The following is a 12,683-nucleotide window of genomic DNA, read 5'->3' on the forward strand; positions in this document are numbered from 1 at the left end:
GACTGGGCCCGGTTGGCGGATGACGCACAGCAGCCGCTCGCGTTGCGCCGCAAGCTGCAGCAGCTGGTCGCGCTCGAAGCCACGGGTGCCGAGGTGATGACGGTCGCCGCCGATGTCAACGATGCGGCACAGCTGCGCGCGGTGCTCGCGCAGGTGCACCAACGCTTCGGGCCGGTGCAGGGCGTCGTGCATGCCGTCGTGCACCCCGGCCGCGGCATGATCGCGCAGCGCAGCCGCGCGCAGGTCGAGGCCGCGTTCGAGCCCAAGCTGCACGGCACGCAGGTGCTGCTGGAGGTGCTGCGCGACGAACCGCTCGACTACGTGCTGTTCTGCTCGTCGGTCGCCAGCCTGATCGGCGGCCTGGGCCGCAGCGACTACGCCGGCGCCAACGCCTACCTCGATGCGCTGGCGATCGCATCGCGCCGCGCCGACGGGCCACCGCTGTTCTCGGTCAACTGGGATGCGTGGCGCGATGTCGGCATCGCGGTCGACATGGACCTGCCCGACGGCATCGGCCTCGACGAGCGCAGCGGCGTCGCCGCGTTCGAGCGCATCGTCAACGGGCCGGACCTGCCGCAGACGGTGGTGTCGGTCACGCCGCTCGCACAGCGCTTCGGGCCGCTCGATGGCGGCATGCTGGATGTGATCACGGAGTCGGCGGAGGCTTCAGCCCCCGCACGCACCGGTCATCCGCGCCCGGTGCTGACGACGCCGTTCGCCGCCCCCGAAGGCGCGCTGCAGGAAGGCCTGGCCGCGCTGTGGACCGAGCTGCTCGGCATTGCACCGATAGGAGTGCACGACAACCTGTTCGAGCTCGGCGGCGATTCGCTGCTCGCGATCCGGCTGTTGTCGCGGGTGCGGCAGGCGCATGGCGTCGAGCTGCATCCGGCGCTGTTCTTCAAGCTGCCGACGGTCGCCGCGCTGGCGCAGGCGGTGCGCGAGCGTGCGCCGCAGGTGGAAGTCGCTCCGGCGGCGATCACGCGCGGCGAGGGCGCGGTGGCGCCGATGTCGCCGGCCCAGCAGGGCCAATGGTTCCTGTGGCAGCTCGATCCGGACAGCACCGCGTACCACGTTGGCGGCGGCCTGCGGCTGTCGGGCGCGCTCGACGTGCCGGCGCTGCAGCGGGCGATCGGCGAGCTGGTGCAGCAGCATGACGGCCTGCGCACGGTGTTCCGCGAAGGCGAGGGCGGCGTGCTGGAGCAGGTCGTGCAGGACACGGCTTCAATCGAGATTCCGTTGGTCGACCTGGTGTTGCTGCCGGCCGACCAGCGCGATGCACGGCGTCATGACGAAGCGCTGCGCATCGCCCGCACGCCGTTCGACCTGCGCCGCGGCCCGCTGCTGCGCGCTGCGCTGCTGCGCTGCGCGCCGGGCGAGCACGAGCTGCTGTTGATGATGCACCACATCGTGTCCGACGCCTGGTCGGTCGAGCTGATGCTCGACGAGTTGGCGCAGCGCTATGCCGCGGCCTGCGAGGGCCGCTCGGCGGCGCTGCCGGCACCGGCGATCCGCTATGGGGATTTCGCGGCCTGGCAGCGGCGCTGGCTGGCCGATGGCGAGGGCGAACGGCAGCTCGCGTATTGGCGTCGCCAGATCGACGATCCGCAGGCCATGCTCGCGCTGCCGACCGACCGGCCGCGCGAGGCCGCGGGCCGAAGCGGGGCGGCGCAGCACTTGGTCGACCTGCCGGCGGACCTGGTCGACGGACTGAAGCGCCTCGTCGCGAAAGAGGGCGCCACGCTCTTCATGGGCCTGATCGCGGCCTTCCACGCGCTGCTGCACCGGCACACCGGCCAGCCGCTGGTGCGCATCGGCGTGCCGGTCGCGAACCGGCACCGGCCCGAGATGGCGCGCGTCGTCGGCTTCTTCATCAACACGCTGATAATCCAGGCGCGCGTTGACGGCCGCCAGCCGCTGCTCGCGCTGCTGCAGCAGGTGCGCGATGCGGCGATCGACGCGCAGGCGCACCCCGACCTGCCGTTCGACCACCTCGTCGAGGCGCTGCGCCCGCCGCGCGTGCCGGGCGTCACGCCGCTGTTCCAGGTGATGTTCAACCACCTCGGGCAGGGCGGGCGCTCGCCGACGGGCTGGCCGGGGTTGCAGGTCGCGCGCATCGACCTGGCCGAGCGCGCCGCGCCGTTCGAGCTGACGCTGGAGACGCAGGAGCTCGACGATGGCCGCCTGCGCGCTGCGTTCCGCTATGCCGATGCGCTGTTCGAGCCGCAGCGCATCGCGCGGCTCGGCGCGCACTACGTGGCGCTGCTGCGCGCGCTGGTCGGGCAGCCGCAGGCGCGCGTCGGCGAGGTCGCACTGCTCGGCGCGGACGACCGGGCGCTGCTGCGGCAGTGGAGCGTCAACGGCGAGCAGCATGCGTACGACGCGCCGGTGCACCGGCTGTTCGAGCGGCAGGCGCAGCAGCAGCCGCAGGMGATCGCGCTGGTGTTCGGCGAGCAGACGCTGGGTTACGGCGAACTGAACCGCCGCGCCAACCGGCTCGCGCACCGGCTGATCGCCGAAGGCGTCGGGCCGGACACGCGTGTCGGCATCGCGATGGAGCGTTCGTTCGAGATGGTCATCGGCCTGCTGGCGATCCTGAAGGCCGGCGGCGCCTATGTGCCGCTGGACCCGGAGCATCCGGACGAGCGGCTGGCGTACATGCTCGACGACAGCGGCATCGCGCTGCTGCTGACGCGGCCCCACCTGGCGGCGCGTTTCGGCGGCCGGCCGGCGCTGTCGGTGCTGCAAGTCGACGGCGATGCGATCGACCAGCCCGGCATCGACACTGACCCCGTCGTCGCGCTGCACGGCCAGCACCTGGCCTACGTGATCTACACCTCCGGTTCGACTGGCCGGCCCAAGGGCGCCGCGAACCACCACCGCGCGCTGCACAACCGCCTGGCGTGGATGCAACAGGCGCATGGCCTGACGCCGCACGACACCGTGCTGCAGAAGACGCCGTTCGGCTTCGACGTGTCGGTGTGGGAGTTCTTCTGGCCGCTGATGACCGGCGCGCGGCTGGTGCTGGCCGCCCCCGGCGAGCACAAGGATCCGGCGCGGCTCGCGGCGCTGATCCGCCGGCAGCGCGTCACGACGCTGCATTTCGTGCCGTCGATGCTGCAGGCCTTCCTCGCGCATGCCGAGGTCGAGCGCTGCGACAGCCTGGCGCGCGTGATCTGCAGCGGCGAGGCGCTTCCCGCCGAGGCGCAGAACGAGCTGCTGCGCCGCCTGCCCCAGGCCGGGCTGTTCAACCTGTACGGCCCGACCGAGGCGGCGATCGACGTGACGCAATGGCGTTGTCGCGATGATGGCCTGGTGCGCGTCGCGATCGGCCGGCCGATCTCGGCGACGCGCACGCTGGTGCTCGATGCCGGCCTGCAGCCGGTGCCGCCCGGCGTGGCCGGCGAGCTGTACCTGGGCGGCCTCGGCCTTGCGCGCGGCTACCTCGGCCGCGCGGGGCTGACCAGCGAACGTTTCGTCGCCGACCCGTTCGAGCCCGGCGAGCGGCTGTACCGCACCGGCGACCTCGCATGCTGGCGCGGTGACGGAGAGCTGGAGTACCTCGGCCGCATCGACCATCAAGTGAAGATCCGCGGCGTGCGCATCGAGCTCGGCGAGATCGAAGCCGGCCTGCTGGCGCAGCCGGGCGTGCGCGAGGCGGTGGTGGTCGCACGCGGCGGCGATCTGCTGGTGGCGTATGTGTCGGCACAACCCGGGCAGTCGCTCGATCCGCAAGCGCTGCGCGTGCAGCTCGCGACCCGACTGCCCGACGCGATGCTGCCGGCGGTGATCGCGGTGCTCGACACGCTGCCGCTGAACGCCAACGGCAAGATTGATCGCAACGCCTTGCCGGCCACCGGGCCTCAGGCGGCACGTGCCTGCGAGCCGCCGCAGGGCGAGGCCGAAACGGTGCTCGCGGCGATCTGGGCCGAGGTGCTGGGCGTCGAGCGCGTCGGCCGCGAAGACCGCTTCTTCGAACTCGGCGGGCATTCGCTGGCGGCCCTGCGCGTGCAGTCGCGGTTGCGCGAGCGGCTGGGCGTTGCGCTGCCGCTGCGCAGCCTGTTCGAGCAGGCGTCGCTCGCGGCGCTGGCTGCCGCCGTGCAGGCAGCGCGACCGGCCGCGGTGGCTGACGATGACGCGGCGCTGGACCGCATGGCCGATCTGCTGGCCACCCTGGAGACCTGAATGAGTTCACGCGCCCGCGACATCGCCGAGCGATTCACCCTGCTGCCGGCCGAGCGCCGCAGCGGGTTCCTGGCGCTGTTGCGCGAACAGGGCATGGCCTTCAGCCGCCTGCCGATGGTGCCGTGGCCGCCTGGCGACGAGCCTGATCCGATGTCGCATGCGCAGGCCCGCCAGTGGTTCCTGTGGCGGCTCGACCCGGCAAGCACCGCGTACCACATCGCCGGTGCACTGCGGCTCAGCGGCCGGCTCGACGTGGCGGCGTTGCGCGCGAGCTTCAGCGCGCTGGTGGCGCGGCATGAATCGCTGCGCACGGTGTTCGATGCGCTGCCCGACGGGCTGGCGCGGCCGCGCGTGCTGCCGGTGGCAGACATCGAGCTTCCCGAGATCGACACCGATGAAGTCTCGCTCGCCGCCGAGCTGCAGCGCATCAACGCCGCGCCGTTCGACCTGGAGCGCGGCCCGCTGCTGCGCCTTGCGCTGCTGAAGCTCGCGCCGCAGGAGCATGTGCTGGCGGTCGTGATGCACCACATCGTGTCCGATGGCGCGTCGCTGCAGGTGATCGTCGGCGAGTTCGTGTCGCTGTACCCATCGCGCGTCGAGAAACGTTCGATCGCGTTGCCGCCGCTGCCGATCCGCTATGCCGACTACGCCCGCTGGCAGCGCCACGGGCTGGAGGCCGGCGAGCAGGCGCGCCAGCTGGCGTACTGGACGGCCCAGATCGGCACCGACCACCCGGTGCTGCAGCTGCCGACCGACCGCCCGCGCGCGGCCGATGCGCGGTTGCGCGCCGCGCAGCACGCGATCGACCTGCCGCCGGCGCTGGTGCAAGCGCTGCGCCAGCGCGCCGGTGCGCAGCAGGCCACGCTGTTCACGGCGCTGCTGGCCGGCTGGCAGGCGCTGCTCGCGCGCTGGAGCGGCCAGCACGACGTGCGGGTCGGCGTGCCGATCGCCAACCGGCAGCGCACCGAGACCGAGGGGTTGGTCGGCTTCTTCGTCAACACGCAGGTGCTGCGCAACGCGGTCGATGCGCGGATGGACCTCGCGCAGGTGCTGCGGCAGGCGCGTGATGCGGTGATGGGCGCGCAGGAGCACCAGGACCTGCCGTTCGAGCAGCTGGTCGACGCGCTGCAGCCCGAGCGCAGCCTCGGCACGCACCCGCTGTTCCAGGTGCTCTACAACCACCAGCGCCGCAACCATGCGCTGCTGGCGCAGCTTCCGGGCCTGCGCGTGCAGGAGCAGCCGCTGGGCGAGCTGGCCGCGCAGTTCGAGCTGACGCTCGACACGCTGGAGCATGCGGACGGCCGCGTGCAGGCGGTGTTCAGTTATGCGGATGACTTGTTCGAGGCGGCGACGATCGCGCGGCTGGCGCGGCAGTACCTCGCGATGCTGGCGGCGCTGGCGTGGCAGCCGCAGACGGCGCTCGGCGAGGTCGACCTGCTCGATGTGCAGGAGCGTGCGCAGCTGCAGGCCTGGGGCGTCAATGCGCCGCAGCCGGTGGGCAGCGAGTGGGTGCACCAGGCGTTCGAGCGGCATGCGCGGAGTCATCCCGAGGCGCCGGCGGTGCTGCACGGCGATGGCGTGTTGAGCTACGGCGAGCTGGACCGGCGTGCAAATCGGCTCGCGCAGCGGCTGGTTGCGCTCGGTGTCGGGCCGGAAAGCCGGGTGGCGGTGTCGCTGCCGCGTTCGTTCGAGCTGATCGTCGCGCTGCTGGCCGTGCTGAAGGCGGGCGGAGCCTATGTGCCGCTGGACCCGTCGCACCCGGCGGACCGGATCGCGTTCATGCGCGAGGACTGCGGCGCGGCGCTGCTGCTGACGGCGGATTCGGTGCGCGAGCTGGAGGCGCAAGGCGGGGCTGACACGGATCCCGAGGTTCCGTTGCACGCCGGCAGCCTCGCCTACGTGATCTACACCTCCGGCTCGACCGGCCGGCCGAAGGGCGTGGCCGTGGCGCACGGGCCGCTCGCGATGCACTGCCGCGACACGGCGCTGCTGTACGAGATGGGTCCGGCGACGCGCGAACTGCACTTCCTGTCGTTCTCGTTCGACGGCGCGCACGAGCGGCTGCTGACGGTGCTCGGCTGTGGCGCCTCGCTGCTGCTGCGCGACGAGGCGCTGTGGACGCCGGCGCAGACGCTCGCGGCGATGCGCGAGCGCGGCGTGACGAACGCCGGCTTCCCGCCGGCCTACCTGCAGGCCCTGGCGCAAGGCGCCGAAGAACATGGCGGCGGCCCGCCGCTCGCGCTGCTGTCGTTCGGCGGCGAGGCGATGCCGCGCGCCGGCCTGCAGGCGGTGCGCGAGCACCTGCGGCCGCGGCTCTTGATCAACGGCTACGGCCCGACCGAGGCGGTCGTCACGCCGGTGCTGTGGAAGGCGCGCGGCGATGCGCCCGAGATTGCCACCGCCTACGTGCCGATCGGCTGCCCCTGTGGCGACCGCACCGCGCGCGTGCTCGATGCCGGGATGAACCTGCTGCCGCCCGGCGCAGCCGGCGAGCTGTACCTGGGCGGCGCCGGGCTCGCGCGCGGCTACCTGGGGCGCGCAGGGTTGACGGCGGAGCGCTTCGTCGCCGATCCGTTCGATGCGCAGGGCGGGCGGCTGTACCGCACCGGCGACCTGGTGCGCTGGATCGTCGATGCGCAGGGCGAGGGCCAGCTCGAGTACCTCGGGCGCATCGACCAGCAGGTGAAGGTGCGGGGCTTCCGGATCGAGCTGGGCGAGGTCGAGGCCCGGTTGATGCCGCTGGCCGGCGTGGCCGAAGCGGTGGCGAGCGTGCAGCAGGGGGCGGGCGGCGCGCGGCTGGTGGCGCACGTCACTGCGCGGCCCGGCGTGCTGCTGGTGCCAACCGAACTGCGCGCGCAGCTCGCGGCGCAATTGCCGGACTACCTGGTGCCGGCGGCCATCGCGGTGATGGACGTGCTGCCGCTGACACCGAACGGCAAGGTCGACCGGCGCGCGTTGCCGCTGATCGAGGCCCAGGCCGACGGCGACCGCTACGAGGCACCGCAGGGCGAGGTCGAGCAGGTGCTCGCGACGCTGTGGTCCGAGCTGCTGGGCGTGCCGCGGGTCGGCCGCCATGACAACTTCTTCGACCTGGGCGGCGATTCGATCCTGAGCCTGCAGATCGTCGCGCGGCTGCGCGCACGGGGCTGGACGCTGACGCCGCGCCAGGTGTTCGAGCGGCAGACGCCGGCGCTGCTGGCGCCGCTCGCGCAGGCCGAGACTTTGCGCGCGGCGCGTACGGCGAAGGAACCCGTGGGCGAGGTACCGCTGCTGCCGATCCAGCATGAGTTCTTCGCGCTGCCGATGAAAAACCGCCACCACTGGAACCAGTCGCTGCTGCTGCACAGCCGCGAGCCGCTGCAGCCCGGCGCGCTCGCGCAGGCCCTCGCGGCGCTGGTGCGGCATCACGACAGCCTGCGGCTGCGTTTCACGCAGGATGCGGCGGGCGCGTGGCACCAGGGCTATGCGGCGCTCGACGAGAGCCTGCAGCGCGAGTTGCTGTGGATGCGGCGGGCGGCAGACGCGCAGCAGATCGAGGCCTTGTGCGACGAGGTGCAGCGCAGCCTCGACATCTCGCGCGGCCCGTTGCTGCGCGGCCTCGCGATCGAGGTAGCCGACGGCAGTTGGCGGCTGATGCTGGCGGTGCATCACCTGGTGGTGGATGGGGTGTCGTGGCGCATCCTGCTCGAAGACCTGCAGCGGGCGTATGCGCAGTGCGTGGCGGGTCAGGCCGTGGAGTTGCCGCCGAAGACCAGCAGCTACCAGGCGTGGAGCGAGGCCCTCGCAGCCCGGATGCCAATCCGGGACGCGGCGTTCGATGAAGACCCCGGATTGGCATTCGGGCTGCCGATCGCGCGGCCCGACGGCAGCAACCTCGCCGGACAGCAGGTCACGACCGAACTGCGCCTCGATGCCTCGCAGACCGAGGCCTTGTTGAAGCACGCCCCCGCGGCGTACCGCACCCAGGTCAACGACCTGCTGCTGACGGCGTTGGGCCGTGCGCTGTGCGGCTGGAGCGGCCGCGCGCGCATCCGCATCGACCTCGAAGGCCATGGCCGCGAGGACATCTCCGACGAGATCGACCTGTCGCGCACGGTCGGCTGGTTCACCAGCCTGTTCCCGGTGGTGCTGGATCCGCTGGGCGAGCCCGGGGCGGCGTTGAAGCGCGTCAAGGAGACCTTGCGCGCCGTGCCGCTGCGCGGCCTGGCGCACGGCGTGCTGAAGCACAGGGGGCCGCCCGAGGTGCGGGAGGCGCTGCGCGCACTGCCACCGTCGCAGGTGGTTTTCAACTACCTCGGCCAGTTCGACGGCAGCTTCGACGAGGCCGCGGCCTGGCGACCGGCGTCTGAAAGCGCGGGTGCAGCGGTGGATGCATCGGCACCGCAGGCGCACGAGTTCTCGATCGACGGCCAGGTCTACGACGGCCAGCTCGCGCTGAACGTGCGCTACAGCCCGGCCCGGCACGACGCGGCCGAGGTGCGGCGTTTCGTCGAAGCGTTCCGTGGCGAGCTGCTGGGGTTGATCGCGCATTGCAGCGCAGGAGCGCTCGGCGTCACGCCCTCGGACTTCCCGCTGGCGCGCATCGACCAGCCCACGCTCGATGCGTTGAACCTGCCGCTGGCGAACCTCGACGACCTGTACCCGCTGTCGCCGATGCAGGCCGGCATGCTGTTCCAGTCGCTGGTCGATGACGGCGGCGAGGCCTATCGCACGCAGTTGCGCGTCGATCTCGACGGGCTGGACGTGGCCCGATTCCGCGCCGCGTGGACGACGGTGCTGGCACGCCACGAGGTGCTGCGCAGCGGCTTCATCGCGCAGCCGCCGCTGCAGTGGGTGGCGCGCCGCACCGAGCTGCCGTGGTCGGTGCAGGACTGGCGAGGCCGTCCTGGTGCCGAGCTGGACACCTTCGCGCAGGCCGAGCTCGCCGCGCCGCTGGACCTGGCGCGGCCGCCGCTGATGCGCGTCGCGCTGCTGCGCACGCAGGACGATCGCCACCACGTCGTGTGGACCGCGCACCACCTGCTGCTCGACGGCTGGAGCAGCTCGCTGCTGCTCGGCGAGGTGCTGCGCGCGTATGAAGGCGCGCCGCTGCCGGTGCCGCTCGGGCGCTTCCGCGACCACATCGCGTGGCTGCAGGCGCGCGACCCGGCGGCCGGCGAGGCGCATTGGCGGGCGCAGCTCGCGCAGCTGGAGTCGCCGACGCACCTGGCCTCGGCGCTGCGCCGGCCCGCATCGCCGCAACCTGGACAGGGCGGCCTGCACCGCACGCTGCCGCTGCAGCCGCTGGCCGATGCAGCGCGCCGCGAGCGCGTGACGGTCAACACGCTGGCGCAGGCGGCCTGGGCGCTGGTGCTGGCGCGCTGCACCGGGCAGCGTACCGTCTGCTTCGGCAGCACCGTGGCAGGCAGGCCGGCCGAGCTGCCGGGCGCGCAGCAGATGCTGGGGCTGTTCATCAACACGCTGCCGGTGGTGGCGACGCTGCAGCCGGCGCAGCCGCTCGGCGCGTGGTGGCGCGAGCTGCAGGCGCAGGGACTGGCGGCGCGCGAGCATGAGCACACGCCGCTGGTCGAGATCCAGCGCTGGGCCGGGCAGGGCGGGCAGGCGCTGTTCGACAGCCTGCTGGTGTTCGAGAACTATCCGATCGACGCGGCGCTGCGCGAAGCGGCGCCGGGCGGGCTGCGCGTCGGCACGGCCCACACCCGCGACGACACGCACTATGCGTTGACGCTGGCGCTGCACCAGGGCGAGCAGCTGGCCTTCGACTGGCGCTTCGCGCACGACGCGTTCGACGACGCGACGGTGGCGCAGCTGGCCGCGCAGCTCGAGCAGGTGCTGACGGCGTTCGTGCAACAGCCGGATGCGTGCATCGGCGCGCTGGCGCTGCCGGCCGATGCCGAACGCGAGCGGCTGTTGCGGCAGGGCGAGGGCGCTTCGCCGGTGGTGGCGGATGAGCCGGTGCACCGCACGATCGAGCGGCTGGCTCGCGCGCAGCCGGAGGCGGTGGCGCTGGTCTTCGGCGAGGTGGAACTGAGCCGCGGCGAGCTGAATGCGCGGGCCAACCGCCTCGCGCACCGGCTGATCGCGCAGGGCGTGCGGCCGGAGTCGCGGGTCGGGATCGCCCTCGATCGGTCGGTCGAGATGATCGTCGCGGTGCTGGCCGTCTTGAAGGCCGGTGCGGCCTACGTGCCGCTGGACCTGGCGTATCCCGCCGAGCGGCGGCAGGCGATGGTGGAGGACAGTGGCGTCGCGCTCGTGTTGACCGAGGTGGATGGCGCCTCGCTGATGGGTGAAGCGGCGACCGATCCGCAGGTGGCGCTGCACGCCGACCAGCTCGCGTACGTGATCTACACCTCCGGCTCGACCGGCAAGCCGAAGGGCGTTGGCGTGTCGCATCGCGCGCTGGCGCGGCATGCGCAAGCGGCGGCGGCGTTCTTCGGCCTCGTGCCCGAGGATCGCGTGCTGCAGTTCGCGACGCTGAACTTCGACGCGTTCGTCGAGCAGCTGTTCGCGCCGTTGGCCCTCGGCGCGGCGGTGGTGCTGCGCGGGCCCGAGGTGTGGGACAGCGCGACCTTCCGCCGCGAAGTGGTGGCGCGGCGCATCAGCGTCGCGGACCTGACGACGGCGTACTGGCAGCTGCTGGCGCAGGATTTCGCGCGGACACCTCCCACTGATGTCTGCTCCTTGCGCCAGGTGCACGTCGGCGGCGAGGCGATGTCGCCCGAAGGCCTGAAGGCCTGGCGCGACGCCGGCTTGTCGCACATTCGATTGCTGAACGCCTACGGCCCGACCGAGGCCACCGTGACGGCTTCGGCACTCGATTGCACGCCGTTCGTCACCGGCGAAGCCCCATGGCCCGCGTCGGTGCCGATCGGCTGGGCCTTGCCCGGCCGCGCGCTGCGCATCGTCGATGCCGACCTGCACCCGGTGCCCATCGGCGTGGCCGGCGAGCTGTGCATCGGCGGCGCGCTGCTGGCACGCGGCTACCTCGGCCGGCCGGGCCTGACGGCCGAGCGCTTCATTGCCGATCCGTTCGATGCGAGCGGCGGCCGGCTCTATCGCACCGGTGACCTGGTGCGCTGGAACGATGTCGGGCAGATCGAATACCTCGGCCGCGTCGACCACCAGGTGAAGCTGCGCGGCTTCCGCATCGAACTCGGCGAGATCGAGACGGCGCTGCTGGCGCAGCCGGAGCTGCGCGAGGCGGTCGTGCTCGCCCGGGCCTCGGCGGGCGGGCCGCGTCTGGTCGCCTATGTGGCGCTGCAGCCGGGCGCATCGATCGAGCCCTCCGCGCTGCGCGAACGCCTGGCCACGCGGATGCCCGAGCACATGCTGCCGTCGGCCTTCGTGCAGCTGCCCGCGCTGCCGTTGACCCCCGGCGGCAAGCTCGACCGCCGCGCGCTGCCCGAGCCCAAATTCACCACCGACGCCGAACACGAACCACCCGAGAGCGACGCCGAGCACGCGCTCGCGGCGATCTGGTGCGAAGTGCTCGGCGTGCCGCGTGTCGGCCGCCGCGATCACTTCTTCGAGCTCGGCGGGCATTCGCTGCTCGCGGTGCGGCTGGTGGCCGAGCTGCGGCAACGGCTCGGGCTGGAGCTCGGCCTGCGCAGCGTGTTCGACCACCCGACGCTGGCCGGCCTGGCCGCGGCACTGCCGAGGCCGACCGCCACGACCACCGCGGACCGGCTGGGTGCTTTGCTTGACGAACTGGAAGATTCCCTGGAATGACGATCGAACTTGCTGCCTTGTCGCGCCGCTTCGCCCAGTTGCCCGCCGGCAAGCGCGCGGCGTTCCTCGAGCGGCTGCGTGCCGAAGGGCTGGACTTCGGCGCGCTGCCGCTGATCGCCCGCGAGCCCGGCACACCGGCGCCGCTCGCGCCGGCGCAGCGTGCGCTGTGGCTGGCGTGGCAGCGTGCACCGCAGTCGCCGGCCTACAACCTGGCCGGGCGCCTGCGCATTCGCGGCGGGTGCCGTGCCGATGGCGTGCAGGCTGCCGTGCGACGGCTGGTGCAGCAGCACGAGGTGCTGCGCACGCGGATCGCGCTGGATGCCGAGGGGCAGGCCATCCAGCGGGTGGATGCATCGGCGTCGTTCGGTTGGTCGGAACACGAGGGACGCAGCGACGATGCGGCGCGAGACTTTGCCGCGCAGCCGTTCGACCTGGAGGACGGCCCCGTCTTCCGCGCGGCCTTGTACTGCGAGCCCGACGGCACGCTGGCGCTGCTGCTCGGCGTGCACCACATCGCGGCCGATGGTGGCTCGGTCGCGCTGCTGCTGCAGGAGCTCTCGTCGCTGTTGCAGCATCCCGCCCGGGCCCTGGAGCCGCCGGCGCTGCAGTACGCCGACCATGCGCAATGGCAGCAACGCTGGCTGGCCGCCGGCGAGCTGGCACGCCAGCAGGCCTGGTGGCTCGATGAATTGCGCGATGCACCGCTCGCCACCACGCTGCCGCTGGACCGCCCGCGCAGCGCGCAGCCCAGCGCCCGCGGCGAGCTGCTGGGC

General features: G+C 72.6%; 3 protein-coding genes. All 3 read left to right on the forward strand.

Annotation, left to right across the window (positions count from 1 at the left end; genetic code table 11):
* On the forward strand, nt 1–4,182 hold a 4,182-nt coding region (locus AC1D1T_RS23640; protein ID WP_477992580.1), incomplete at its 5' end, for an amino acid adenylation domain-containing protein.
* The gene (locus AC1D1T_RS23645; RefSeq protein WP_477992581.1) at nt 4,183–11,910 is read left to right on the forward strand and encodes an amino acid adenylation domain-containing protein; all 7,728 of its coding nucleotides are present in this window, start codon (nt 4,183–4,185) and stop codon (nt 11,908–11,910) included.
* Nucleotides 11,907–12,683 (forward strand): condensation domain-containing protein (locus AC1D1T_RS23650; RefSeq protein WP_477992582.1); only part of this gene is annotated, 777 nt, incomplete at its 3' end. The genes AC1D1T_RS23645 and AC1D1T_RS23650, both read left to right, overlap by 4 nt.

The organism is Rhizobacter sp. P2_H3, from assembly GCF_056403355.1.